We start from the raw sequence: 25,710 nt of genomic DNA, 5'->3' as shown, positions 1-25,710 counted from the left end.
GAACCTGCCGGCCGCCGGAACCCGCCCGTTCCGGCCGGTAGAAACACGGCATGCGGAAAGACGTGCGGCTCGGCGCCGCGACCTTGGTCCTGTGCGGTCTCGCGGGGTGTGGTGGTCCCGGCGGGACGGCGTCCCCGGCCGCTCCGACCTCCACCACGTCCAGCACCACCCCGGCTCCGCCGCCCACCGCGAGCCAGGTGGAGTGGCTGGACCAGTTCTGCCAGGCGACCGCGGTGTTCACCAACCCGCCGCAGCCGCCGCCCGACCTGCGGGACGAGTTCACCGCGATGGACCTGGAGTTCCACCTGCGCGCCGTGGACACCGCGCTCGACACCGTGAGCCACCAGACCAACACCCTGACCGCGGACGAGTTCCCGCGCGGGAGGGAGCTGATCGACGCCTACACCGGGGCGGCGAAGGAGTTGGGCGAGCGGGTCACCGAGTACGCCAACCAGCACAACGCCGGCGAGGACGTGTTGCGCGAGCACGTCGCCGAGACCACGTCCGCGCTCGAGGCGCTGGAGCCGGACGGGCTCGACCTCGCCGACCTCGTCGCCGAGAACGGCACCGTCGCCCAGGCGCACGAGCAGGCGGAGCACTGCCGTCCCGCGCCGGACCGGGAGACGACCCCGGCCGCGCCGGTCGACCTGCCCGCGGCCGCGGACGGCGGGAACCTGGCCGCCTGCGAGGACGGCGCGTGCGAGGTGCTGGTGTCGCCGTCGGCCGTGGTGCCCGTGCCGCGGCGGTACGGGTTCACCCTCGTGCGGGTGCGGAGCATCGGCGACGGCGTGGCGCTGATCGGGGCGAAGACCGAGGGCGGGGCCATGACGTCACCGCTGACCAACGGCCGGTCCACGGTCATGAACGGGCTGTCGGTCACGGCCGTCGCGGTGGGCGAGGGCAAAGCCGTGCTGCGCTTCTCGCCGGCGTGACGCCCCGCGCCCGTGGTCATGGCGGCGGTGTGCCGCCGTTGTCGGGCGCGGTGCCCATGCCGAGGGAGATCTGGACGACGACCAGAGTCAGCCAGGCGAGCAGGAACAGGACCACCCAGAACATCGGCCTGGTCATCATGGTGGGCCCTCCACGCCGGTCAGAGCCAGCGGTTGCGCTTGAACAGCCGGTACAGGACGAGGCAGGCGCCCAGGGTGACGGCCAGGACCAGCGGGTACCCGTACCGCCAGTGCAGTTCGGGCATGTGGTCGAAGTTCATGCCGTAGGTGCCGAAGACCATGGTGGGCACGGCGATGATCGCCACCCAGGCCGAGATCCTGCGCATGTCGTTGTTCTGCTGCAACGACACCTTCGCCAGCGTCGCGTCGATGAGCGCGCCGAGCAGTTCGTCGAAACCGGTGACGCGGTCGGCGACCCTGGTGAGGTGGTCGTCGACGTCGCGGAAGTAGGACCGCGCCGCGTCCGGCACCAGCGGGCCGCAGTTGCCGTCGCCGAGCCTGCGCAAGGGCGCCGCCAGCGGCATCACCGCCCGCCGCAGCTCCATCAGTTCCCGCTTCACCAGGTACATCTGCTCGATGCCGATCTCGCTGCGCGGCGCGAACACGGCGGTCTCCACCAGGTCGATGTCGCCCTGGAACGCCTCGGCGACGTCGAGGTAGCCGTCCACCACGCGGTCGGCGATGGCGTGCAGCACCGTCGCCGGTCCCGCGGCCAGCCGCTCGGGCTGCGCCTCCAGCTCGGTGCGCAGGTTGCCCAGCGCGGAGTGGTTGCCGTGGCGGACGGTGATGACGTAGTCGCGGCCCAGGAAGACCATGATCTCGCCCGACTCGACGATCTCGTTGGCCGTGGTGGCGGACTCGTGCTCGACGTAGCGCAACGTCTTGAACACCATGAACAGGTTGTTCTCGTAGCGCTCCAGCTTCGGCCGCTGGTGGGCGTGCACCGCGTCCTCGACGGCGAGTTCGTGCAGCCCGAACACGTCGGCGACGTCGCGGATGCGGTCCTCGTCCGGCTCGAACAGGCCGATCCAGACGAACCCGGCACGCTGGGCGCGGACCTCGGCGACGGCCTCGGCCGGCGACCGGTCGCCGCCCACCCGGACACCGTTGACGTAGACGCCGCACGCCACCATCGTGTCCCGCCGCCCGGACGGCGCCGCGTCCGTCGAGCCGCCGTCGGGAGTGGTCGCCATAGCATTCGATCATGCCTCAGGCGGGCGAGCGGGGCATCTTCGCCGGCGAGGTTTTCGGCGGTGTTCGTCGACCACGCCGCTGCGGACGTCCCGGTCGTCAACGCCCGGGGCGACCCGCCGAGCCAGTCGAAACCGGGTTTTCCCTGTTCGCGCCTCACCTGATCATGACGACCGGTAACGTTCGCGGCGCGACATTGAGCTGACCGGCGAGGTGACTGGTGGCGGGCGAAGCCGTGCGGCTGCTGGGCGGCTTCGGGCGTCGGTACGCCGTCGCCGTCCGCGTCGCGATCCTGGCGCCCGTCGCGGCGATCGCGCTGCTCAGGGCCTCGGCGGACGGGTTCGTCGGCACGGTGCTCGTGGTGGTCGTCGCGGTGGCCTGGACGTGCGGCCAGGGCGGGTGGCTGTACCGGGGCGGTGTCGTCCCGGTGGCCCTCGACGTGGCCGTGCTGCTGGGGCTGTGCGCGACCGTGTTCTGGACCGACGCCGTGGCGACGACCAACTTCGGGTGGCTGCGGCTCCTGGTCACCTTCGCGTGCGTGACGTGGCAGTGGCACACCCCGCCGCTCACCGGCGCCGTCGCCGCGCTGACGGCCGGCGGGGGCATGATCGCCCTCTTCACCGCGGCCGGTCTGCCGGTGGACGCGGCGCAGGGGTGGATGTTCGCGATGGCCGCCATGTCGCGGGCGGCGTGGGTGCTCGTCACCCGTGCCGCGGAACGCGCCGACCGCACGGCCGCCGAGACCGAGCGGGCACGCCGGGAGGCGGCGGTGGTGGCGGCCGAGCGGGCCGAGGAACGCGAACTCGCGAACTCCCTGCACGACACCGCGGCCACCACGCTGCTGATGGTCGGCACCGGCCAGGTGCCGGCCGGCGCGAGCTGGTTGGCCCCGCAGGCCCGGCGTGACCTGGCCCGGCTCCGTTCGGCCGACGGCGGGCGCACGCCCGACCAGGCGGATCTGGTCGACCTGCTGCGCTCCGACCTCGACGCCGGTCACCTGACCGTCCGGCTCGACGCGCCGCCGCGGCTCCCGCTGCCGTTCGACGTGGCCGGCGCGATCGCGGGCGCGGTGCGGGAAGCGCTCACCAACGTGCGCCGCCACGCCGGGACGGACCAGGCGACGGTCCGGCTGCACGGCGACCCGACGGCCCTGCGGGTCGAGGTCGCCGACGACGGCAGGGGCTTCGCCGCGGACGGCTCGACGGGCGCCGCGCGGCGCGGGCTGCGGGAGTCCGTGCACGGACGGATGGCGCGGATCGGCGGCACGGCCGCGGTCACCTCGGCCGCAGGGGCGGGCACCGTCGTGCGGTTGACCTGGCGGGCCGACCGTGCGTGACGACGAGGTCCAGGCGCAGCTGCGCCGCGGCCTGCGGATCGCGACGCTGCTCCTCGCCGTGCTGACGGTGGACGTGCTCGGCCTGGTCAACCTGGTGCGGCACCTGGGTTCCCACGACGTGCCGGCGGCCCAGTTCGCCGCCTTCGCCGCGCTGACCGCCGTGCTCGCCGCCGAAGCGGTGCTGGTGGTGCGACGTCGGCCGTGGGGCGCGTGGCGCGGCCTCGCGCTGGCCGTGGTGCTCGGCGCGTCCGCGCTGTCGTACCTGACGTTGCCGGACGGCAAGACGTCGACCACGGTGGACTGGATGTTCGGGGCGACCGGCTGGGTGATCGTCGTCGTCCTCCTCGACCGTCCATTCAGGACTACTCTGACGTTCCTGGTGGCGCACGAGGTGTTGGCGCTGGCCAACGTGGTGCTGTTCCACGAGGCGAACCGGGGGACGCTGGCGCGGTTCGCCACCGGCTCGGTCACGGTGTTCGGCCTCCCGCTGTGCGTGGCCGTGGTGGCGGCCGTGCTGGGCCGGATCGGCGCCGAGGCCGCCCGGGCGACGCGGGAGCTGGAGGAGGTGCGGACCGCGGAGGCCGTGGCGCGGGCCGCGCACCGCCGTCGCGCGCAGCGGTTCGCCGAGCTGGCAGGCACGACCGTGCCGCTGCTGGAAGGGCTCGCCGACGGGTCGCTCCTGCCGTCCGACCCCGCGGTGCGGCGCGGGTGCGCGATCGAGGCGGCCCGGATGCGGCGGCTGTTCGCCGAGACGGACACCGTCGAGAACCCGCTGCTGCACGAGTTGCGGCACTGCGCGGACATCGCCGACCGCAAGGGCGTCGAGGTGGAACTGGACGCGCGCGGCCGCTGGCCCGTGCCGCCCGTCGCGGTGCGGCGCGACCTCACCGACGCCGCGCTCACCGCGCTCGCGACGGCCGACTCCTGGGCGCGGGTCACCGTGGTCGGTGACGCGGACCTGGTGTCGGTGAGCGTGGTCGCGGACTGCGCCGAGCCGGTCGTGCCGACGCCGGTCACCGCGGACGTGCGGGTCGAGACCTTCGCCGGCAACGGCACCGTGTGGATGGAGGCGCAGTGGCAGCCGAGCTGATCACGGCGGTGATCGTGGACGACCACGCGGCGATCGCGGCCGGTGTGCGGTACTGGTGCGACCAGGCCGACCCGCCGGTGCGGCTCGTCGACGCGGGCGACCGCCTCGCCGACGTGTGGACCGGGCCAGGCGCCGACGCCGACGTGGTGATCTTCGACCTGGAGCTGGTGCCCCGCAACCCGGACTTCGGCGAGCTGCGCCGCCTGGTCGACAGCGGCCGCCGCGTGGTCGTGTACTCGCAGCACGCCGACAACGCCACCGCGATCAAGTGCGTCGACCTCGGCGCGCTCGCCTACCTGACCAAGCGCGAAGGGCCGGAGCACCTGGTGCCCGCCATCAGGGCCGCCGCGCAGGGCCTGCCGTACACCGGTCCGTCGCTGTCCGGCGCGCTGGCGGCCGACGACACCCCCGACCGCCCCCGGCTGTCCCCGCGGGAGACGGAGGTGCTGCGGGCGTGGTTCGCCTCCTCGTCCAAGGAACTCGTCGCGGCGAAGCTCCACATCACGGTGAAGACCGTCGACACCCACATCGCCCGGGTCCGGGTGAAGTACGCCAACCTCGGGCGGGCCGCCCGGACCAAGAGCGAACTCGTCACCCGCGCGCTGGACGACGGCGTGATCACGCTCGCCGAGCTGAACGAGGCCGCGCTCTGAGGCGTCACCAAGCGCTGTAAGGCGTTCACCCGACACCGCGACGCCCGGAGCTCGCCTAGCCTGATCCTCGACGGGCGGCGCCGCGGGCATTTGCTGTTGAGGGGGCAGCACATGCCGTGCTTCCGCGCCGACGTCCGGCAGGGGATCCACGGGGGTGGTCGCGGGTGGCAGGCGCGCGTCGCCACTGCCCGAAGCGGGGGGTGTCCGATGAACGTCCGAGATCCACGCGGCCCGTACGGACCTCCGGTGGCGATGCCGCCGCGGCCCGGAGGTCCGTACGGGCCGCCACCGGAGGGCTACCCGCCGCCCGGCCCGGGTTGGCACGGCCACACCCCGCCGGGACCGGCGCTCCCGGTGCTCGGTGTGCTGTCCCTCGACCCGCTCGTGGTCGAGGTCGGTCACCCGGGCCACCTTCCCCAGCTGGTGCGGGTGGACCGCGCGTCCGGCAGGACCGGGCCGTTCAGCGGTACGGCGAGAAGCGCGGCGAGTACCTCGGGGCGTGCGACGGGTGGTCGCTCGACGTGCGGACCGGCGAGGAGGCGTGGCGCACCGGGATGGTGGAAGGCCGGGTGTTGAGCCTGGTGCCCACCGCGGACGGCAGCGTGGCGGCGCACCAGCCGGAGAACGCCAACGGCGCCAAGGCAATCCTGTTCTCCGTCGACCCCGGCACCGGCGAGCTCGCACCGCTGCTGCCGATCGGGCCGAAGGCCCACGACGACGACGGCCTCACCCAGCACGTGCGGGCGTTCGGCTTCGGCGGTGACAACCACCAGGCCGTGTGGCGTGACGGTCTGTTCATCGTCTTCACCACGACGCACCGCGCCGCGTCCCGGGGGAAGGTCGACATGGTGGCGTTCGCCGTGTCGCGGTGATCCGTTCCGACATCGAGGAGAGTCCAGTGGGGAAGTCGAGATCAGTGCTGCTCGCGTGCGCCGCCGCGGTCGCCGCGTTGCTCATGGGGGTGGTGCCTTCGACCGCGTCCGCGGACGCCGGCGCCGCGTCGAGCGGGGCCGCGGTCCGCACCGCCGGCCAGGTCGCCGCCGCGGTGGACACCGAGTACAACCAGGCGGTGGAGGGCACGCCGCCGTCGGGCCTGTCGTGCGCCGTGACGACCGGCGCCACGGCGTGCTTCGAGGCGGAGGGTGACAAGTGGTGGGTCCGCGACACCGCGGCGGACAGCGCGTCCGCCGAGGCGGGCTGGCAGAACATCTACCAGGGTTCGTTCTACCGGGCGGGCGTCTGCCGCAACAGCCTCGGCTACGGCACGTGGGGCGTGTGCAACAAGAACTACTACGAGAACAGCACGGTGAAGTGGGCCGCGTGCGTCTACGACGGGTCCGCGCAGACCCTCATCCGCTGCTCGGCCCGCGTCACCGCCGGCGCGTGACGTCCCGAGGGCGCCGGGCGAGCGCTCCCGGACCGCCCTGACGACGTTCCTCCCCTTCGCGCACTCGTAGGGGTGCGGACGGGAAGTGTTCGCGGGACGTGCGTTGTCGGGAGGCGTTGCCGTCGGGAGTATCCGTCCACAAGGGGCTGACGAGAGGACTTCCATGGGCGGCAACGAGTACCACGGCAAGGTGGCGTTGGTCACCGGCGCGGCGAACGGGCTGGGCGCGGGCATCGCACGTCGGCTCGCGGACGGTGGGGCGAGGGTCGTGGTGGCCGATGTGGACACGGCCCTCGCCCAGGCCGTCGCCGACGAGATCGGCGGCGTGTTCGTCGAGTGCGACGTGCGGGACCCGGACCACAACCGCGCGGCCGTGGAGGTGGCGACGGCGGAGTTCGGCGGACTCGACGTCGCCTGCCTGAACGCCGGCGTGGTGACCGGCGCAGCCGGGTTCGACGCCGCCCGCTACCGGGAGGTCGTCGCCACGAACCTCGACGGCGTGGTGCACGGGATCGAGGCGGTGCGCCCGGCGCTGCGGGCGCGTGGCGGCGGGGACGTCGTGGTGATGGCGAGCATGGCCGGGTTGGTGCCGATGCCGTTCGACCCGGTGTACGGCGCGACCAAGGCGGCGGTCGTCAACTACGTGCGCTCCTGCGCGCCGCTGGTCGCGTCCGAGGGCATCCGGATCACCGCGCTGTGCCCGGGCTTCACGGACACCGCCATCATCGACGGGTTCCGCGACGTCATCCGGGAACTCGACCTCGCGGTGCTCGACGTGTCCGACGTCGTCACCGCCTTCGAGTCCGTCCTCGCCTCGTCGAGCGCTGGCGAGTGCTGGTACGTCGTGCCTGGTCAGCCGTCCGCGCCGATGGCCTTCGCGACGCCGCCCGGCATGGCCGGCGCGAACTGAGGGCGCCCGGCCGCCGGTCCGGGGCGAACCGGACCGGCGGCGCCCGGGTGGACGGCGGTCAGGCGACGGGCTCGTCCACGGGCGTCGCGCGAGGCGTCAGGACGCCCGCGAACACGACGGCCGGCACGCACAGCACCACGGGCACGATGAACGCCAGGTTGAGCGGGATCCAGTGGGCCAGGCCGCCGATCAGCGCCGGGCCGGCCAGCAGACCGACGTAGCCGAGGCCGACGACGCGGGCCATCAACGCGCCGGAGGAGCGCTTGTCCAGGTTGCCCGCGGCGGTGAAGAGCTGCGGCACGCTGCCGGACAGGCCGAGGCCGAACAGCGCCCAGCCGACGAGCGTCACCGGCAGCCACGGGACCACCACGACGAGGCTGAGCCCGACGGCCGCGAGCGCCGCGCCGTACCGCACGATCGCCACGGGTCCGACCAGCGCGGCCACCCGGTCGGTGGCGAACCGGCCGACGGTCATCGCCACGGCGAACGCGCCGTACGCGAACGCCGCCGTGCTGGTGGAGGTGCCCAGGACGTCCTCGGCGTGCAGCGCGGCCCAGTCGTTGGCCACGCCCTCGGCCAGCATCATCGTGAACGCGATGGCACCCAGCAGCCAGACGAGCTTCGCCGGCGGCTTCGCGGTCGGGGCCGACGTCGTGGCCTGCTCCGGCTCGTGCGGCTCGGCGTCGATCAGGAACCGGCCGGTCAGCAGCGACACCACGATGGTGAACACACCGCACGCGCTCAACGTGACCGCGGCGGGCACGCTCGCACCGAGGGTTCCCGCGCCGACGAGCGCCGCGAACGCGCCGCCGATCGACCACATCGCGTGGAACGACGCCATGATCGGCCGCGGGTAGGCGCGTTCGACCACGACGGCGTGGGAGTTCATCGCCACGTCGATGGTGCCGTTGCCGAAGCCGAAGAACAGCAGCGCGAGGCCCAGCGCCCACCACGACGTCGCCAGGCCGGGGAAGAACAGCGCCGCGCCGAGCAGCACGCCCGCCGCGGGCAGCAGCTTGCGCTGGCCGACGCGGTCGGCGAGCGGACCGGCGACCTGCATGCCGAGGAACGCCGCCCCGCCCAGCACCAGCAGGAGCCCGCCCAGCGCGCTGTGCGTGATGCCGGTCGCGCGCTCGATGTCGGGGATGTGCACCACCCACAGACCCACGGCGAAGCCGTTGAGCGTGAAGTAGATCCAGGTCGCCACGCGTGCGGCGCGGGGCAGGGGAGTGGTCATGGGGTCGGGTTCTCCTGGGCGGTGTCGGCGACGTGCACCAGCACACCGCGCTCGACCAGCGCACGACGCTGGTCCTCGGGTGCGGTGGGATCGGTGACCAGCACGTCGGGTCGGTCGGCGGCGCAGATGTGCGCGAGCGCCGTGCGGCCCCACTTCGTGCCGTCGACCGGCACGATCGTGCGGGACGACACCGCGAGCGCCTGTTGCTTGATTTCGGCGTCGGCCAGGTCATAGGCGGTGAGGCCGGCGTCCACGCTCAGCGCGCACGGGCTGAGCACGGCCACGTCGAACCGCAGCACGCGCAGGGAAGCCAGCGCGAGCGGTCCCACCAGCGACAACTCTCCCGGTCGCGGCTCACCGCCCGGCAGCAGCAACCGCACCTTCGGCGCGTCGAGCAGTTCGCGCGCCGCGTGCAGGGACAACGGCATCACGGTGACGGCCCGGTCGCGCAGCAGCCGGGCGACCTCCAGTGCCGTCGTGCCGCTGTCCAGCAGCACCGTCTCGCCGTCCTGGACCAGCGCCGCGGTCGCCGCCGCGAGCGTCCGCTTGACGTCGGCCGCGGTGATCGCGCGAACGCCGAACGGCGGCTCGACCCCGGTCGGCGACGCGGACACCGCCCCACCGTGCACCCGGCGCAGCACACCGCTCGCCGCGAGGAGGTCCAGGTCCCGGCGGATCGTCATCTCGGACGCGCCGGTCGCCGACGCCAGCTCCGCGACGCCGACCTGCGTGCCGGCGCGGAGCCGGTCGACGATCACGCGGTGTCGTTCGGCGCTCTTCACCACCCGATCGTGACGAATCGTGTGCGTTCGAACAAGCGATTTGTTGGATCGGTCATAGCGGTGTGCGTCTGGTGGAGGCGACGCCTCACGACCGGAACGTGCGGCGGTAGGCGTCCGGCGGCACGCCGAGCGTGCGGTGGAAGTGGCGGCGCAGCGTGGTCGCCGTGCCCATGCCCGCGGCCGACGCGATGGTGTCGACGCTGTCGTCCGTGGTCTCCAGCAGCTCCTGGGCGCGGCGCACGCGCTGCGCCTGCAGCCACTGCAACGGGGTCGTGCCGGTCACCGAGCGGAAGTGGCGGGCCAGGTGGCGCGAGCTCATGTTCGCCCGGCGGGCCAGGTCCTCCACGGTGAGCGGCTGGTCCAGCCGCCGCATCACCCACGGGAGCAGGTCGCCCAGCGGGTGGTCGTCCTGCGCGGGCACCGGCGTGGTGACGAACTGGGCCTGGCCCCCGGCCCGGTGGGGCGGCACGACCAGCCGGCGGGCGACCACGTTGGCGACCGCCGAGCCGTGGTCGCGGCGGACCAGGTGGAGGCACAGGTCCATCGCCGCGGCCTTGCCCGCGGACGTGAGCACGCTGCCGTTGTCGACGTAGAGCACGTCCGGGTCGACCGTCACGTCCGGGTAGCGCGCCGCCAGCTCGTCGGTGTGGGCCCAGTGCGTGGTCGCGCGGAGCCCGTCCAGCAGGCCGGCGGCGGCCAGCACGAACGCGCCCGTGCACAGGGAGACCACGCGCGCGCCCGACTCGTGGGCCGTGCGCACCGCCTCGACCAGGTCGGCGGGCGGGTCCTGGTCGACGTCCACGAGGGCGGGGACGATCACGGTGGCGGCGTCGGCGAGCCCGTCGAGCCCGCGGTCCGGCTCCACCAGGAACCGGCCGGCCCGCACGGCGCGCGAGCCGCACACCTCGACGTCGTACCAGGGGCCGGGCAGCGCGGCCGGGGCCGAGCCGAAGACCTCGTAGGCCAGCGCCAGCTCGAAGTGCAGCATCCCGTCCGTGGCGGCGACCGCGACGGAACGCGGAACAGGGCTCATGTCGGAAACTGTACGGGTCGTGTCGTTCCGGACACTGGGCGCCGACGCGTCCCCGGGACAGGATTTCCCCGGTCGATCAACGTCGGGCACGCGGGAGAAGTCATGGGATCGGATCGCACAGTGGCCGTGTTCGGCGCCTACGGGCACACCGGGCGGTTCGTCGTCGCGGAGCTGCGCGAGCGCGGGCACGTCCCGCTGCTCCTCGGCCGCGACCACGACAAGCTGGTGGCGCACGCCCCGCCGGGGCTGGAGGTGCGACAGGCGTCGGTCGACGACCCCACCGCGCTCGACCGCGCCCTGGCCGGCGCTGATGCCGTGATCAACTGCGCCGGGCCGTTCGCGACCACCGCGGCCCCGCTGGTCGAGGCGGCGTTGCGGGCCGGCATCCCGTACGTCGACGTGGCCGCCGAGATCGAGGCGAACATCGACACGTTCGCGCACTTCGCGGACCGGGCCCGCGCGGCCGGCACCCTCGTCGTCCCGGCGATGGCGTTCTACGGCGGCCTCGGCGACCTGCTGGTCACCGCCGCGATGGGCGACTGGACGGCGGCGGACGAAGCGCACGTCGCGTACGGCCTCAGCAGTTGGCACCCCACGGCCGGGACGCTCGTCGCGGGCGCGGTCTCGGGGCGACGCCGGGGCGGCCGCCGCGTCCGCCACACCGGCGGACGGCTGGAGTACCACGACGACGCGCTGCCGACCGTGGACTGGGCCTTCCCGGCACCGCTGGGCGCCCAGAGCGTCATCGCCGGGTTCACCATGGCCGACGTCGTCACCGTGCCGAGCCACCTGGCCGTCCCGGAGGTGCGCACCTACATGGCGGCCAAGGCGGCCGCCGACCTCGCGGCCCCCGACGCCTCGCCGCCGACCGCCGTCGACGACCGCGGCCGCTCCGCGCAGACCTTCGTCGTGGACGTCGTCGTCCGCTCCGGCGACGAGGAACGCCGTGCGTCCGCCTCCGGCCAGGACATCTACGCCGTCAGCGCGCCGCTGGCGGTCGAAGCCGTCGACCGCGTCCTCACCGGCCGCACCAGGACGACCGGCGTCGCCTCCGCGGGCGCGGCCTTCGACGCCCCGGACTTCCTCCGCGCCCTGTCCGCGCACCTCGCCGTGGACCTCCCGGCCGGCACGCGGGCCGCGGTTCGCGCGAAGTAGCCGACAGCCACCACCCGATCGAGGTGCCCGGGAACCCGTTCGGATGTTGTCCGGCTCCTCCGGACGGACCCATCCTGTGTGCCGTCATCGCTGTGTGCCGTCCGCGACACCGACCACGTACGGAGATTTCGTGCCAGTCAACGACCTGCTCAAGGCAAAGATCGACCACGGGTTCGCCCACCTGGACGTCGACGGGGACGGGCTGCTCACCGAGCAGGACCACGTCCTGATGGGTCGGAGGGTCGCCGAATCCCTCGGGCACGCCCCCGGCTCGCCGCAGGAGCGGCGGATCGTCGACGCCTACCTGCGGATCTGGCACGAGCTGCACCTGCCGCACATCCCGGGCGGCGGCACGGCCATCTCGCACGAGCAGTTCGTCGCCTCCACCGGTTCCCTCGCCGACGACCCGCACGCCGCGCGCGCCAGCGTCGGCGCGCTGGCCGAGGCGTTCCTGGCCATCGCCGACACCGACGTCGACGGCCGCGTGAACCCGGCCGAGTTCCTGGCGTTCCAGCGCGGGCACTTCCCCGGCCTGACCGAAGCCGAGGCCGCCGAGGCGTTCGGGCACCTCGACGCCGACGGCGACGGCTACCTCACCGCCGAGGAGTTCACGCGGTCGTGCGTGGAGTTCTGGTCCAGCACCGACCCGGACGCCCCGGGCAACTGGTGGATGGGCCGCCCCGTGGCGTGACCCGCCCTTGGACGGACCGGCCCCAACCACCTCGGAAGCCGATCCGTCAGCGCAGATGCAGCACTTTCACGGCGACTGGGCCACGGCGGGCGTCAGGTAGATCGCGGCCGTGCGTGCGTTCGCGTCGGAACGATCGCGGTCGTCGCGGCCTTCGACCGCCGCCCAGGCGCAGACCGTGGCGAAGCGGTTCGCCGGAACGGCCACTTCGACGTCGACCAGCACGCGACCGTCCTCGGCAGGCCCCGACCGCTGCCACCCGATCAACTCGCCCTCCGCGGGCGCGGGCGGCTCCGTGATGCGTGCCCGCTCGCACCGGTCGACAGCCTGGTCCGCGACTCCGGTGTGGAGGCCGATCACCTGGATCAGGATCTCCTCGCGCCGGTTCAGGTCGTCCGACTTCGCGGTGAAGGTCATCGTGAACAGTTCGGGAGTTCGCTGGCCGCTGGTCGACGTGAGCTGCGGCTGTTGTCCGGAGAACGAACCCAGCCAGGTCGGAATTGCCAACGTCAGCAGCAGGAGAGCGGCCCCTGCCACAGCGAGCAGGACGGCTCCTCTCCGGTGGCTTCGCGGTCCGGGCTTCCACCACATCTTCACCCAGTGCCACGTGAAGATCCACAGCGTGGTCACGCCCGCGACGCACGTCCACGTCAGCTCGTCCCGGACGACCTGTTCGGGGGACGCCCCGCGCAGCGTCGCCGTCACCAGGGAGGTAACCAGCGCCAGTGACGACACCGCGAGGATGGTCACCAGCGGTGAGGACGATGTGGTCGAACCGGCCGTGCTCATAGCGGCTCCCGGGATTGCTGACGGATCGCGGTGCTTCAACGGGGTGACAAGGTTCCGCAGGATCTCGTGCTTGTCGGTGTCCCCGTCGTGCTTGGCCAGTGCCGTGACCTGCGGCTTGTCCAGCACCTCGCGGAAGTCCTTGTAGACCTCCGGGATTCGGTGCTGCGCGGCTCGCATGAGGTCTTCCCGCAGGCTCAGCGCCTCGGCGAGCCAGTCCATCCACTCTTGTTCGAGTTGCTGTGGTCGCGTCGGATCGGGGGTTTTGAGGATCGCCTGCACCCCGGAGATCCACTCGTTCAGCGAGGCCATCCGGTTCAGCACGTCGGCGGACTCGTTCGTGGCGAGCATGGAGGCGGCCCAGACGGCGATGCCTTGGCGGTTCCGCCACTTCGACCGGTCCAGCTGGTGTTCGGCGAAGGCGCGCCACCCCGCGTCGTGGAAGAGGGTGTTGAGGTCCTTCTTGTAGTCCTTGTGTTTCAGCCCGCCGATGTCGACGGCAGGGCGGCCCGGAAGGGAATGCCTCCGGAGGGTGTTGCGCAGCTTCCTCGCGTCCGCGTCGGACGGGCGGGACTCGTTGGTCGGCATGGCACCCGACGCCACCCACAGGAACTTGTCGATCACCAAGGTCGTCTCGCTCGCCAGCGCCTTGAACGCCACGAGCGACAGGTCGTTCCAGCGGCGCTGGGCCAGTTCCGCCCGGACGGCGTCGAGCCCGAAGTACACGGCGATGGTGAGCATCGCGCCGGTGGCGATCCCCGCCTGCAGCGGGTGCTCGACGTAGAACTCGCGGACGGTGCCGCTCGCGAGCTCGACGAGCACCACGACCAGGACGAGCCCGCCGAAGGTCAGGAGACGCACCCAGTCCTGGTGCAGCAGCGTGCCGGACCGTGCCATGTCGCTCGAAGAGCGTCGGCTGCTCTTCGCCTCCGTATTGGTCAGGTCGCGCAAGGTGCCTCACCCGTTAGCCGAAGTCGATTCACACTTACGGGTGAATGGGCGTCGGTCCTGGTCAGGGGTGAAGGTCTGCCGCCGTAGAGCGGCAACTCCGGCGGTGTGGGCGAATTGCCGGAATGCCGCCGGCCGGCGGGGACACGAAACGATTACTGCGGCAACGAAACACCACCTCTCTCGGATAGTTCTCGCAAGGGGAACGGACGAGGGAGGGGACTTGGCGCAGTCTGCGTTCCGCGGTCTGTACGCGTTGCTGTCGGCGGTCAAGGACCTGAGCGAGCGGCCCCGGTGGTCGCGGTCGACGCGCGGCGGGCTGCGCGGTGACCGGCCGCTGCCGCTGTTGTGCCTGATCAACGGTCAGGTGGACGGGTTCCTCGCCGACCTCGCCAAGCTCATGGACGGCACGGGACCGGATCGCATCCCGGTGGTCCGCGTCGACGTGGACGAGGCCAGGGCTGCCTCCGACGACCGTTGGGCGGGCCACGAGAGCGAGAGCCCGCTGCTGAAGCGCAACGGGCCGTTGCTGCCGCTGCTCGACGAACTCCGGCACCGGCTGTCCGCCGACCGGTTCGGCACGGTGCGGCCGAGCCGGTTCCGCCGCTACCGGCTCGTGGACTGGCTCACCGGCAAGCGGCTCAACGAGGGCGACAACCGCAACGAGCTGACCGACATCACGCACCTCCTGCGGCTGTGGCACGCGCGCTGGGAACGTCCCGAAGCGGCCCGCCAGGCGGCGATCGAGGTGTCGGCGTCGTTGGCCGCGCCGGTGCGGTTCCTGGTGGCCCTGCTGTTCGCGTGGCACCGGCCGTTGCGGTTCTGGCTGTGGACGCGGGGCGCCCGATTAACCGGCGGCGAACCGAGGTGGCTGATGCGCCAGCCGTTCATGCTGCCGGGGCACTCGACCAGCTTCACCGGGTTCGCCGAACTCCTCACCGTCGGCAGGCAGCACGACGACAACCTGCCGCAGCTCAAGCAACTGCTCGTGCACGCCTTCCTGCAAGACCTGCGCGAGCTGTACGGGCCGGGCACGTGGCGGCTGCGCCGCTGGCGCCGGACCGCGTACACGGTGGTGCTCCTGGACAACGTCCGCGAGGACAACGGCGGCTGGGAGCTGCTGGGCCTGATCAACGACGTGCGCAACCAGTCCACCGAGCACGACCCGGTGCTCGTCGTGGCGACGTCGCCGTCCCTCCCGGCACGGCTCGACCGGCGGACGCCGCAACCGGCCACCGAGGTCACCGACGAGATCCGCGACTGGTACCGGGAGCTGCCCGCGCGCCGGCAGACCCTCCGCCGGGACGCGCGGTTCATCACCGTCGCCCTGCCGTCGGCCGGCGAGGAGCCGGGGGAACGGGACCGCCGCGCCTGGGACACCTTCCGCGACCTGCTGCGCCCGCGTCCCGTCCCGCTGCCCGCGCGCCGGTCGTTCATCGCCGTCGCCGTGGCGTTGGCGCTGGTCGCGGCGGGGTTGACCGGTGGTCGGTGGCTCGTCGCCCGGATCACCCAGGACTGCCTGCCGTCCGCCCGCGCCGGCGTGGCGACCGAGTGGGTCGAGACGGACAACGGCGGCGAGTGCGTCGGGTACAGCGACAGCGCGGCGCAGGTGTTCGGCAAGGACGAGCGGCTGCGGACGGCGCAGCTCGCCGTGTTCGAGCTGAACCGGGAGGCCGAGCGGCTGGCGAAGGCGTCCCGCCACCGGCCCGTGGTGACCGTCGTCTACTTCGCCGAGTTCACCAGCCCGACCGTCCCGGACGACTCGGCCGGCGCGATCACCGAGGAGCTGACCGGCCTGCTGATCCGGCAGTCGCACGACAACACCGAGGGCGACCTGCCGCTGTTGCGGGTCGTGGTGGCCAACGGCGGCCACGAGATGCGGCAGGCGCGCACCGTCGTGGACCGGTTGCTGGCTCCGCTGTTCGCCGCCGACAGCACCGCGATGGGCGTCGTCGGGATGGGGCGGACGGTGCCCGCGACCGAGAGCGCGATCGGCGCGCTGGGAGACCTGGGCATCCCGGTCGTGGCGACCACGTTGACCGGGCAGGGGCTCGCCCACCGGTCCCCGATGTACTTCCAGCTGGTGCCGGGCAACGAGAAGCAGGTCGCGCTGCTGCTCGGGTTCTCCGCGAAGCAGGGCAAGGAGGTGACGGTGTACCAGCCCGCGGAGGTCGCCGGCGACAGCTACATGAGGACGTTGCGGGAGAGCCTGAAGAAGGCACTCGGCGCGGACGAGTCGTGGCTGGTGACGTGGCGCGGCCCGGTGCGCGGCATCGAACCCCGGTGCGACACCCCGGAAGTCGCCCGGATCGCGTACTTCGCGGGCCGCGAGTACGACTTCGACGGGTTCCTGGACACGTTGTTCGAGGAGTGCGGAGACCGGACGCCGGTGGTGGTCGGCAACGACACCACGTCCAGGTTCATCGCCGACGGCGGCAAGCGGACGGAGAAGCACCGCGGGCGGCCCATGGCGTACGTGTCGCTGGCCCACGCGGTCGTCCACCGGAACCGGACGTGCCTGTCGCCCGACCGCGCGCCCGCCGACGAGCCGTCCCGGCTGTGCGCCGGCCTCCTGGACCTGCGTTCCGGCAAGGCGGGGCGCCCGGCGTGGGGCGAGTTCGGCCGCATGCTGCAGGAGGACGCCACCGTGCTGCCGTGGGTCGGCGAGCGCGTCGGTGTCGCCTACGACGGCGCGGGCCTGTTCGTCCACGCGGTCAAGGAGAACCGGTTCAAGCGGCAGCGGATCGACGCCGCCGGCGTGCCGCTCGCGGGCGCCGCCGTCGGGCCGCCCCACCGTGCCGCCATCGGGCAGGAGCTGCGGGAGCTGTCCTGCCCGGCGGACGACGCGGTGGGCAGCAGCTGCTACAAGGGCGCTTCCGGCGAGATCGGCTTCGGCGCCGACCGGACCGGCGAGTCGCGTCCCGTGGCGTTGTTGGCCGTGGCGGACATCGCCGACCTGGCGATCGTGCCGACCTGCGTCTACGCCCTCCCGCCCGAGGCGAGTTGCCCGCCGACGCCGTGAGGGTTCGGACCGGCCGAACAGCCGGCGGCCGGGTGCGGGTTCGCCAGGGGGAGGTCTCAGCGCGCGGTCTTGATGAGCGGGGCGTCCCGCGACAACTCCCGGAAGCCGACGCTGTAGTACAGGCCGCGTGCCCCGTGATGTCCCGGCGCGCCCAGGCAGGCGACCGTCACGTGCCTGGCACCGGCTGCCTCCGCCAGACGCATGCCGTGCCAGAGCATCGCCCTCGCGAGCCCCAGGCGCCGGTAGCGCGGGTGCGTGCCGACCGGTTCGAACTCGGCGGTCCTGTTCGCCTCGTCGAGCCACATGATCGTCGAGGACGCCATCGTCCCGTCCGGCGCCTCCACCAGGACGTGCAGGTCACCGCGATACCCCGGCGCCCGCCGGACGCCCTGGTAGGCCTCGGCCGTGTACGTCGAGGGCGCCCACGCGTCGACGTGGGCCCGCACCGCTGCCTCCGGGCCGGCCTCGTCGGCGGTGCGGAACCGGAACCCGTCCGGCAGCACCGGTCGTGCCAGGTCGGTGAGGTCCCGCTCGTTCAGCTGCGTCCACGTCCCGGTGTCGCCGAGCGAGGCCGGGTCCGTCCCGTAACCGTGTGCCGCCCACCGCCGCAGGGCGAACTCGTCGGCGGCGCCCGGCCGCACGCCGCGGTCGACGCCCGCCGCCACGGCGTCGTACCAGTCGATCACCTCGTCCAGGAGCCCGGCGTGGTGGGGGTGGACCTGGTGCGCCAGGTAGGCGGACGTGACGTCCTTCACAGTCCCGTCGCTCAACCGCACCCGGTGCGGGAGGTGCGCCCAACCCCACGCCACCAACTCCCCGCCCGAGAACCACAGGCGACGCGGCCAGGTCGCGCCGTTGGCGGCGTGCCCCTTGCCCCAGATCCACGCCGCCTCGCCGAACGACGCGTCGCTGTTCACCAGGTCCGGCCGGCTCGCGGTGACGCGCTGCGCCAACCCTTGGATCAGGGGCACGTCCGCGGCGGTCATCAGTTCGGCGTTCGCCATGGTGCGCCACTGTGTCAGGGACCGGCGAAGCCGTCGAACCGTTTTGCGGAACGGTGCGGAACCCCGTGTTCCGCGCGTTGTGCAATCGCTGCCTCGGGATCGCACCCGATGCCGGAATGGACAACGCGGTCGGACGCTGAAATCGCGGCGGAGTCGGCGCGGTGATTGGTGCGGGGGCGCCAGGGCGGGGTGCGGTCGTGGTCCGAGGGCGTGACTGCCTGTGCTCGCCGCGGATCGGGTTGTGTGGATTCCGGGACGACGGGGTAGCCGTGACTTGCCGTGCGCGCGAGCACGGCGGGGATCCACATGTGGTCTGGCCGGCTCGACGCGGTGTCGTTGAGCAACCAGCGCCCGTGCGGCCCGGTCGCGCGGTGCGGGCTCGTACTGGTAGTCCGAGCCCGCACCGCGCCCCTTGTGCCCGGTGGACGTCACCAGGTGCGGGGGCAGAGGTGCGTCGAACGCGCGGGGCAGTCATGATTGATCCGTGAGCGATGCCGACCTGCCCGCACCGGAGCTGACCACGGCTGCCGACGGCAACACGACGATCGTCCGCGTCACCGGGGAGATCGACCTGTCCAACAGCGACGAGCTGCGCGATCGTTGCCTGGAGTTCCTCGACGCCGGGGTGGACGCCCTGGTGATCGACCTGTCCGAGGTGACGTTCTTCGCCTCCTCCGGGATCGCCGCCCTCGGCCAGATCCGCGTGCACAACGCCACGCGCCAACGACCGGTGCACGTCGTGGCCAGCCGCACCGTGCGCCGTTCGCTCGAGGTCACCGCGATGGACAGCCTGCTGCCGCTGCACGAGTCGCTGGAGAACGCGCTCGTCGCCGCCAAGGCGGACGTGACCTGAGCCCGCTCAGGTGTTGCCGAGCGCGGCGGCCGACGTCCGCGCGCCGAGAGCCCGGTGGTCGTCCTCCGGGACCGGCAGGGCGGCGAACTGGTGGCGCACGACCTGGAACGGCTCGGCGGCCGGGTGGCCGCTCAGCCAGCCGAACCACGCGTCCTTGAGGGCGAGGTGCTCCGGGCGCAGGTAGGCGCGGTCGGACTGGGTGCGGTGCATCTCGATCGCGCGCTGCCGCACGCTCGCCGAGTGCTCCGTGACCGGGTAGAACGCGGTCGGGGTGAAGGTGTGGCCGCTGCTCGGCGTGCGGTACCAGGACAAGCCGACGGCCGACCGCCGCAGCGCCGCGCCGACGATCGCCGCCGTGGCCCGGTGGTCCTGGTGGGTGTCGTCGGGGTGCGGCGCGAACACGATGTCGGCCGCGGCGACGTGCTCCTCCAGCCAGCGCACCCGCGCCCGCGTGACGGCGAGGCCGCCGTCACGGCCGGTCGGGTCGGCGACCAGTTCGGCGCCGAGGACGGCCGCCGCCGACTTCGCCTCGGTCAGCCGGGTCTCGTCCCCGCCGGTCATCAGGGCGATGGTCACCCGATGGCCGCAGGCCGCGTACGCGGCGAGCAGGCTGCCGGCGCCGTACTCGGCGTCGTCGGGGTGCGGTGACACCGCGACGACGTCCAGCGATCGGAACGGGTGCTGCTCGTTCACCGTGAAAGTCCTTTCCAGAGAGGAGCCTTCCGGCGACCGTGGAATCACGCCCGTCCGCGGTGTCCGGGCAGACGCGGGATCACGGCGCGCCGAATTCCCATCTTGGAGGGTGCCGGGAGGCGTGGCTAGCGCTGATTCGTGCCTGGACGAGTGAAAAGTCTCGTTATTCCGCCCGCATCTGAATCGATAAACACACAAGCGTGTCATCTGTGCCGGCTAACGCTCCGAGTGCGTATTGCGATTCACGAATTCGATTCGAAAGCGATCTTCGACCCCGTCGCGGCGCACGAGTCGTCCCCTCCCTCAGGCGAACAGCGGGGTGAGGGCGGCGACCAGCTCGGTGACCAGCGGCACGGCCTGGGCGTACCCGGTGGAGCGGTGGTGCTCGGTCAGCACGACCACGACGTAGCGCCGGTCGACCACGCCGGTGGTGTCGAGCACCCGTCGACCGTCGTAGCAGCACGCCCAGCCCTGCTTCACCCCCGACCGGTGCGCGCCGACGGCGTCGGGGATGCCGAAGGTCTGGTCGAACCCGTCCTCGCCGGACGGCGTAGCGGCCTCCAGCGCGGGCACGATCACCCTGGCGTGCCGTGACTTCATGACGTGCCGGTACACGGCGACGACGTCACGGGCGGTCATCCGGACGTCGCCCCACTGCTTCGGGTTCTCCGCCGGCACCAGGCCCGTGAGGCCGATCCGGTCCGCCCAGTGCCCCGGGATGGACGTGCGCCACAGGCGGTTGGCGATCTCGTCGCTGCTGGCGGCGATCATCCGGGTCACGTCCCCTGGGCTCGCCGCGCCGTTCTCCAGCACGTCGAGCGCGATCAGCAGCTTCACCACGGACGCGCTCGGGAACGGTTCGTCGGGGCCTTCGGCGAACCGGTGACGGCCGCCACCGCCACCGCCCCCGCGCACAACGCCGCCAACCAGTTCTTCGTCCTGTCCACACAGCTTCAAGGTCATCAGCGCGCCCGAAAATCGGCATGAATTCGAGGCAACCTCACGAGGGTTCGCGTCGTACGCGTGAAGGGCGGGGGACGGCTGACGGCCGCGCCGACCACCCCCGAAGTGGTCCCGAACGCGTGGCCGCGAGGCCCCGAAGCGTCCGGGGCGGGCGACCGTTGACACGGTGCGGAGCGCGCATTTGAGTGTGCCGCACGTCAGGTTGCGGGCGTCTCGGGACCATGCCGCCTCGGGCGCCGCACATCCCCGTTCGGAGGAAGGCGCCACGTGCCCCACCAGGTCTCCGCACGCGAGGCAGTCGGTCGCGCCGCCCGGCAGGCGCCCAACGCGTGGCGCGTCCTCGCGCTGTTGGCCGTGGCGAACCTGCTCAACTTCTACGACCGCACCGTCCCGGCCATCGTCGTGGAGCCGATCAAGGCCGAGTTCGGGCTGACCGACCTCCAGATCGGGCTGCTCAGCGCGTCGTTCACCGTCGTCTACGCGCTGGCGGGCATCGCGTTGGGGCGCTTGGCGGACCGCGTCGCGCGCCGCAAGGTCATGGCGTGGGGCCTGATCACGTGGAGCCTGTTCACCGCCGCAGGGGGCGGGGCGTGGAGCTTCGCGAGCCTGCTGCTGTTCCGGATCGGCGTCGGCGTCGGCGAGGCGTCCTACGCGCCGGCGGCGAACTCGCTGATCGCCGACCTGTTCCCGGCCCACAAGCGGTCCCGCGCCGTGGCGGTGTTCCAGTTCGGGCTGCCGCTGGGCCTGGTGCTGTCCTTCTTCACCACCGGCGCGATCGTCGAGGCGTTCGGCAGCTGGCGCGCGCCGTTCGTCGTGGCTGCCATCCCCGGCCTGCTGGTCGGCGTGGCCCTGTTCTTCATCCGCGAGCCCGAGCGCGGCGCGGCGGAGGAGCGGGCCACCGCGTCGACCGAGGTCACGCGGCCCATCCGCGCCCTCCTGCGCATCCCGACCCTGTGGTGGCTCGTGGTCAGCGGCATCGGGTTGCAGGTCGGCGCCTACGCCGCCGCGACGTTCCTCGTGCCGCTGTTCCAGCGCTACTTCGGCATGTCGCTCACCGCCGCCGCCGTGAACACCGGCGTCGCGATGGGGGTCAGCGGTGTCCTCGGCCTGCTCCTCGGCGGCGCGTCCGCCGACCGCGCCAGCCGGAAGTCCCGCCGCGGCAGGCTCCTGGTGGCCGTTGTCGCGCTCGCTGTCGCGGCCCCGCTGACGTTCTGGGCGTTGAGCCTGCCCAACACGGAACCGGTGCTGTTCCTCGTCGTGTTCTCCCTCGGCTGGCTGCTGCAGTTCTCGTTCCACACCTCGGCCCTGCCCACGGTGTCGGACGTCGTCGAACCGCGGCTGCGCTCCACGGCGATCGCGCTGTTCTTCGCCGCCTTCTACCTGCTCGGCGGCGCGTTCGGCCCCATCGTGGCCGGCGCGCTGTCCGACCACTACGCCGCCACCGCCACCGAGATCCCGCCGGGCCTGACCGCCGAGGCCGTCGGCCTGCACGACTCGCTGCTGGTCCTCGTGCCGGCGTCGTTGCTGGTCGCCGCGCTCGGCATGCTCGGCGCGGCCAGGACGGTGGACCGAGACCACCGCGACGCGACCCCCGCCCACGACGCACCCGGGACCTCGGGGGAGGACCCGGGCGCCGACACCTCCACCGGATGGTCCGACATGGCAACCTTCCCGTTCCGCAACGACGGCGCCGCCGCCGTCGTCACCGGCGCCGCTTCGGGCATCGGCGCGGCCACCGCCCTCGAACTGGCCCGGCGCGGCGCGAACCTCGCGCTGGTCGACATCGCCGAGGACGGCCTGATCGAGGTCGCGGCGCAGGCGAGGGACCTGGGCGTCCGGGTCAGCACGCACGCCGTGGACATCACCGACGTCGCCGCGGTGGCCGCGCTGGCGGACGCGGTGGCCGCCGAGCACGGTGGGGCGCACGTGCTGGTCAACAGCGCCGGCGTGTCCCTCCTCGGCTACTTCGAGCAGCTGACCCTGGAGGAGTTCCGCTGGCTGCTGGACGTCAACCTCTGGGGCACCATCGCGGTGACCAAGACGTTCCTGCCGCTGCTGATGGCGCAGCCCGCGGCGCACATCAGCAACCTGTCCAGCGCGTACGGCCTCATCGCGCCGGCCGGCCGCGCCCCTTACGCCACCTCGAAGTTCGCCGTGCGGGGCTTCACCGAGTCCCTGCTGCACGAGCTGGAGGACACCGGCGTCAGCGTCAGCGTGGTCTTCCCCGGAGGCGTCAAGACGCAGATCGCGCTGAAGGCCCGTGTCGCCGCCGCCGTCCCGCCGGAGCGCGCCGCTGCCGCCGCCCGCGCGCAGACCGAGAAGTACCGGACCACGCCCGAGGAGGCCGCGCGCGTCATCGTCGACGGCATCGCCGCGCGCAAACCCCGCGTGCTGGTCGGCAACGACGCCCGCATGCTCGACCGACTCGCCCGCGTGGCGCCCGTCCGCTACTGGAAGGCGATCCGCGGCGCGATGGCCGCGTCCACGGACACGACCGACCGCCGGGACGCCGTTGCCGAGGAGAAGGTGTCGCACTGAAACCCCGTGCCCAACGGGTGGCACGTCAGGAAATTCCGACCTGACGTGGTCGGAGGGCCGGCACGGAACGCGTTCGTCGTGGTGAGGCGCTTCTTGTGGGCACGTACGGCTGCCGACGCCGCAACGACGAACCGGACACCGGTATCTAAACTGAGAGAGGTACGCGCGCCGGCGACACGTGAGCGGGCGGGCGGAAAACCCTGTTGGCGGGCCACGGCGGCCACTGCTACTTTTCCGGCGGCCGTGCGAGAGACCGAGGAGGTGGTACCCGTGTGCGTATCGACATGGGTGCTCCCCTCAGGGGTCACGGTCGGGCGGTAGGTCGTCCGGGAGCGCCGTTCACGAGCACTCCCGAAAGGCACGACCGTGCGATTCACCTCCGAACAGCGGCTCGACGACGACGTCCTCGAGCGCCACTTCACCCTGGGCGAGATCCCCGGCATCCTGTGGACGCCCGGATCGGCGTCGGCCTCCACGCCGGTGCCGCTGATCCTGGTCGGCCACCCCGGCGGACTGCGCGACATGTACTCCCGACTGGTGGTCCGGGCCTGCCACTCCGCGGCGGAGGGCTTCGCCGCGGCCACCATCGAGCTGCCCGGCGGCGGTGACCGGCCCCGTGTCGCCGACGTCGAGGAGGCCCGCGCCGACCTGCTCCGGGCGTTGGCGGCGGGCGAGCCGGTCGGCGACGACACCGTCGACCGGCTCGTCCTCCCGCTGGTCGACCAGGCCGTCCCGGAGTGGCGGTCCGCGCTGGACGCGATCCTGGCGCTGCCCGAGATCGGCGGCCCGGTCGGCTACGCGGGAGGGATCATGGGCATCGGCATCCGGCTGGCGGTGGTCGAGCCGCGCATCTCGGCCGCCCTGCTGTTCGCCGGCAGCGTCGTGCCACGGGCCCTGGTCGAGGAGGCCCGGCAGGTCACCGTTCCGCTGCAGGTCCTGCTGCAGTGGGACGACGAGGGGAACGACCGGCAGTCGGCGCTGGACCTGTTCGACGCCTTCGGCTCCGCGGAGAAGACGTTGCACGCCAACATGGGCGGGCACACCGGCGTCCCGGAGTTCGAGGGGGACGACGTGAACCGGTTCTTCGCCCGACACTTGAAGTGACCTGAGGCGGTCAGGCCGGGGGTCCCGACCGTTCGGGACCCCCGGCCGCCGCCGTGTGGAAGAATCTTGAACCATGACGAGGCTGCAGGGGGTCCACGTCGAGGGCGCACCGCGTTCGGTCCGGGCCTGACGGTGGGCGGGCAGCCACCGCGGTGGATCGACGCCACCCGCCTCCCCGAGGACGTCTTGGCACTGATCGCCGCGCTCGGCCCCGGCGAGGACCTGATCGTCAAGCGGGACGGCAGGCCGATCGCCACGATCTCCGGCACACCGGGCACGTTCGACTACGGGATCGTCGATCCCGGCAGCCGGAGCGGCCACGCCGCGGAACGCCCGTCGTCGGCCTACGAGGACGTGACGGTCGTGGCCACCGCGATGAAGCTGTCGGCGTCGGCTCGGGCGTCGCTGTCCGCCCGGCTCGGTCCCGACTACATCGTGCTGGACCTGAACTCCGCCCCCGAGACCTCCGACGTGGTGCTGGTGCCGCCGGTCAGCCCGCAGCTGATCGGCATCCTCCGGTCGAAGTTCCCGAAGGCCCGCGTCGTCATCGCGGAGATCGAGGACGCGGAACTCGGGGTCAGCTACCGCGGCCCGCTCCGCCGGCTCCTCGACGCCGGCGCGGACATCTACCTGCCGTCCAGCACGATCCCCCGCCTGGCCGAGCAGTTGGACCGCACGGTGACCCACCTGCGCCAGGCCACCGGGGGCGGTTCGACGCCGTTGGTCATCGAGGCATTCCAGGGCGACAGCGCCGCAGAAGACGTGTGACGTCAACCGAATCCGGCGTCACGAGGCGGTTCGCCCGTTCCCTTCGGCCCGCGCGATCGCATCGACCAGCCGTGCCCGTTCCCGGGCGATCCAGCCGCCCTCCGAGTAGTTCCGGAGGAACGCCTCGGCGAACTCGACGGGGTCCGCGCCGACGACCTCGCGGACCGGCTGGTGGTGCGCGGCGGCCCGTTCGAACAGGTCGGCCAGGTCCTCGAACATCGACGCGGCGCTGTCGCCGTCCGCCCCGAAGCGCATGAGGTAGCGCTCCACGGCTTCGACGGCGGTGCGGTGGCCGGCGGGGAGCCGCTCAACACGCGCCTTGTACGCCTTCCAACGCCGCTTGTCGCCGATCACCTTCGAAGCCAGGTCTGCGATGGTCATGATCAGTTACCCCTTTCGCGGAGCTCGTCCGGTCGTTCTGCGAGGAAGTTCTTCGTCCTCCGGAACTCACGGGGACCACGATGGCCGCCGGTCCTGACACCGACCGGTCACCGCGCTGACACGGCTGCCGACAGGGGTGTCGTCGGGGGTAGCCGACCCGACGGCGATCTTGAGGGGTTGTCCCGGCGCAACGGCCGTCAAGGCGCGGTTGTGAGGGATAACAGGAACCGGCCGCGAT

At 72.6% G+C, this 25,710-nt stretch carries 24 protein-coding genes; 14 read left to right on the top strand and 10 right to left on the bottom strand.

Annotated elements, in window-relative coordinates:
- The first annotated feature begins 50 nt into the window (after positions 1–50).
- On the top strand, positions 51–932 hold the full coding sequence (locus tag ACRAKH_RS20075) for a hypothetical protein (RefSeq protein ID WP_380722347.1): 882 nt from the start codon (positions 51–53) through the stop codon (positions 930–932).
- 16 nt (positions 933–948) lie between these two features.
- Here the strand turns inward: ACRAKH_RS20075 and ACRAKH_RS20070 are convergent, their stop codons facing one another.
- Both ACRAKH_RS20070 and ACRAKH_RS20065 read right to left on the bottom strand, forming a co-directional pair.
- The gene (locus tag ACRAKH_RS20070; protein ID WP_380722349.1) at positions 949–1,071 is read right to left on the bottom strand and encodes a hypothetical protein; all 123 of its coding nucleotides are present in this window, start codon (positions 1,069–1,071) and stop codon (positions 949–951) included.
- A 19-nt stretch (positions 1,072–1,090) separates the two neighbouring features.
- Positions 1,091–2,143: a magnesium and cobalt transport protein CorA gene (locus ACRAKH_RS20065; protein WP_380722351.1), complete on the bottom strand. Its 1,053-nt coding sequence runs from the start codon at positions 2,141–2,143 to the stop codon at positions 1,091–1,093.
- A 218-nt stretch (positions 2,144–2,361) separates the two neighbouring features.
- On the opposite strand from ACRAKH_RS20065, the gene ACRAKH_RS20060 reads away from it, so the two are divergent.
- The 6 genes from ACRAKH_RS20060 to ACRAKH_RS20035 all read left to right on the top strand — a co-directional run bounded on the left by ACRAKH_RS20060 (position 2,362) and on the right by ACRAKH_RS20035 (position 7,517).
- On the top strand, positions 2,362–3,477 hold the full coding sequence (locus tag ACRAKH_RS20060; protein WP_447009164.1) for a sensor histidine kinase: 1,116 nt from the start codon (positions 2,362–2,364) through the stop codon (positions 3,475–3,477).
- Positions 3,470–4,567: a hypothetical protein gene (locus ACRAKH_RS20055; protein WP_380724440.1), complete on the top strand. Its 1,098-nt coding sequence runs from the start codon at positions 3,470–3,472 to the stop codon at positions 4,565–4,567. The genes ACRAKH_RS20060 and ACRAKH_RS20055 overlap by 8 nt, the downstream gene beginning before the upstream one ends.
- On the top strand, positions 4,552–5,220 hold the full coding sequence (locus ACRAKH_RS20050; RefSeq protein WP_380724439.1) for a response regulator: 669 nt from the start codon (positions 4,552–4,554) through the stop codon (positions 5,218–5,220). Before ACRAKH_RS20055 ends, ACRAKH_RS20050 begins: the two co-directional genes overlap by 16 nt.
- Positions 5,221–5,741: 521 nt before the next feature.
- Positions 5,742–6,092, top strand: coding sequence for a hypothetical protein (locus ACRAKH_RS20045; protein WP_380724438.1), 351 nt, complete (start codon positions 5,742–5,744; stop codon positions 6,090–6,092).
- Positions 6,093–6,118: 26 nt separating this feature from the next.
- Positions 6,119–6,607: a hypothetical protein gene (locus ACRAKH_RS20040; protein WP_380724437.1), complete on the top strand. Its 489-nt coding sequence runs from the start codon at positions 6,119–6,121 to the stop codon at positions 6,605–6,607.
- A 163-nt stretch (positions 6,608–6,770) separates the two neighbouring features.
- Positions 6,771–7,517 carry an SDR family oxidoreductase gene (locus ACRAKH_RS20035; RefSeq protein WP_380724436.1) on the top strand — a complete coding sequence of 249 codons (747 nt, stop codon included), beginning with the start codon at positions 6,771–6,773 and terminating at the stop codon, positions 7,515–7,517.
- A gap of 58 nt (positions 7,518–7,575) precedes the next feature.
- On the opposite strand, the gene ACRAKH_RS20030 is transcribed toward ACRAKH_RS20035, so the two are convergent.
- The 3 genes from ACRAKH_RS20030 to ACRAKH_RS20020 all read right to left on the bottom strand — a co-directional run bounded on the left by ACRAKH_RS20030 (position 7,576) and on the right by ACRAKH_RS20020 (position 10,569).
- The gene (locus ACRAKH_RS20030) at positions 7,576–8,754 is read right to left on the bottom strand and encodes an MFS transporter (RefSeq protein ID WP_380724435.1); all 1,179 of its coding nucleotides are present in this window, start codon (positions 8,752–8,754) and stop codon (positions 7,576–7,578) included.
- Entirely contained in the window at positions 8,751–9,536 is a 786-nt protein-coding gene (locus ACRAKH_RS20025) for a DeoR/GlpR family DNA-binding transcription regulator (RefSeq protein ID WP_380724434.1), read from the bottom strand. The genes ACRAKH_RS20030 and ACRAKH_RS20025 overlap by 4 nt, the downstream gene beginning before the upstream one ends.
- An 85-nt stretch (positions 9,537–9,621) precedes the next feature.
- Positions 9,622–10,569 (bottom strand): helix-turn-helix domain-containing protein, encoded by a 948-nt coding sequence (locus ACRAKH_RS20020; RefSeq protein ID WP_380724433.1) that lies wholly within the window; start codon positions 10,567–10,569, stop codon positions 9,622–9,624.
- Positions 10,570–10,671: 102 nt separating this feature from the next.
- Here ACRAKH_RS20020 and ACRAKH_RS20015 point away from each other — a divergent pair, with 102 nt between their 5' ends.
- Both ACRAKH_RS20015 and ACRAKH_RS20010 read left to right on the top strand, forming a co-directional pair.
- Entirely contained in the window at positions 10,672–11,724 is a 1,053-nt protein-coding gene (locus ACRAKH_RS20015) for a saccharopine dehydrogenase family protein (RefSeq protein ID WP_380724432.1), read from the top strand.
- A gap of 130 nt (positions 11,725–11,854) precedes the next feature.
- The gene (locus tag ACRAKH_RS20010) at positions 11,855–12,415 is read left to right on the top strand and encodes an EF-hand domain-containing protein (protein WP_380724431.1); all 561 of its coding nucleotides are present in this window, start codon (positions 11,855–11,857) and stop codon (positions 12,413–12,415) included.
- A gap of 66 nt (positions 12,416–12,481) precedes the next feature.
- On the opposite strand, the gene ACRAKH_RS20005 is transcribed toward ACRAKH_RS20010, so the two are convergent.
- On the bottom strand, positions 12,482–14,095 hold the full coding sequence (locus ACRAKH_RS20005; RefSeq protein ID WP_380724430.1) for a hypothetical protein: 1,614 nt from the start codon (positions 14,093–14,095) through the stop codon (positions 12,482–12,484).
- Positions 14,096–14,369: 274 nt separating this feature from the next.
- Between ACRAKH_RS20005 and ACRAKH_RS20000 the strand changes: the two genes are divergently transcribed.
- Positions 14,370–17,168: a hypothetical protein gene (locus ACRAKH_RS20000; protein ID WP_380724429.1), complete on the top strand. Its 2,799-nt coding sequence runs from the start codon at positions 14,370–14,372 to the stop codon at positions 17,166–17,168.
- 56 nt (positions 17,169–17,224) lie between these two features.
- Here the strand turns inward: ACRAKH_RS20000 and ACRAKH_RS19995 are convergent, their stop codons facing one another.
- Positions 17,225–18,172 (bottom strand): GNAT family N-acetyltransferase, encoded by a 948-nt coding sequence (locus ACRAKH_RS19995; protein WP_380724428.1) that lies wholly within the window; start codon positions 18,170–18,172, stop codon positions 17,225–17,227.
- A gap of 484 nt (positions 18,173–18,656) precedes the next feature.
- Here ACRAKH_RS19995 and ACRAKH_RS19990 point away from each other — a divergent pair, with 484 nt between their 5' ends.
- Positions 18,657–19,025: an STAS domain-containing protein gene (locus tag ACRAKH_RS19990; RefSeq protein WP_380724427.1), complete on the top strand. Its 369-nt coding sequence runs from the start codon at positions 18,657–18,659 to the stop codon at positions 19,023–19,025.
- Positions 19,026–19,031: 6 nt separating this feature from the next.
- Here the strand turns inward: ACRAKH_RS19990 and ACRAKH_RS19985 are convergent, their stop codons facing one another.
- On the bottom strand, positions 19,032–19,718 hold the full coding sequence (locus ACRAKH_RS19985) for a PIG-L deacetylase family protein (RefSeq protein ID WP_380724426.1): 687 nt from the start codon (positions 19,716–19,718) through the stop codon (positions 19,032–19,034).
- A 303-nt stretch (positions 19,719–20,021) separates the two neighbouring features.
- Entirely contained in the window at positions 20,022–20,555 is a 534-nt protein-coding gene (locus ACRAKH_RS19980) for a hypothetical protein (protein WP_380724425.1), read from the bottom strand.
- Between the two features lie 393 nt (positions 20,556–20,948).
- On the opposite strand from ACRAKH_RS19980, the gene ACRAKH_RS19975 reads away from it, so the two are divergent.
- The 3 genes from ACRAKH_RS19975 (at position 20,949) to ACRAKH_RS19965 (ending at position 25,091) form a co-directional block, all read left to right on the top strand.
- Complete coding sequence (locus tag ACRAKH_RS19975) at positions 20,949–23,219, top strand: MFS transporter (protein ID WP_380724424.1); 2,271 nt, start codon at positions 20,949–20,951, stop codon at positions 23,217–23,219.
- A 366-nt stretch (positions 23,220–23,585) separates the two neighbouring features.
- Complete coding sequence (locus ACRAKH_RS19970) at positions 23,586–24,323, top strand: alpha/beta hydrolase (RefSeq protein WP_380724423.1); 738 nt, start codon at positions 23,586–23,588, stop codon at positions 24,321–24,323.
- 186 nt (positions 24,324–24,509) lie between these two features.
- Positions 24,510–25,091, top strand: coding sequence for a hypothetical protein (locus ACRAKH_RS19965; RefSeq protein ID WP_380724422.1), 582 nt, complete (start codon positions 24,510–24,512; stop codon positions 25,089–25,091).
- 18 nt (positions 25,092–25,109) lie between these two features.
- On the opposite strand, the gene ACRAKH_RS19960 is transcribed toward ACRAKH_RS19965, so the two are convergent.
- Positions 25,110–25,472 carry a DUF1048 domain-containing protein gene (locus tag ACRAKH_RS19960; protein ID WP_380724421.1) on the bottom strand — a complete coding sequence of 121 codons (363 nt, stop codon included), beginning with the start codon at positions 25,470–25,472 and terminating at the stop codon, positions 25,110–25,112.
- Positions 25,473–25,710 lie beyond the last annotated feature (238 nt).

The organism is Saccharothrix hoggarensis (assembly GCF_052936025.1).
This window is presented reverse-complemented; position numbering and strand designations above follow the sequence as displayed.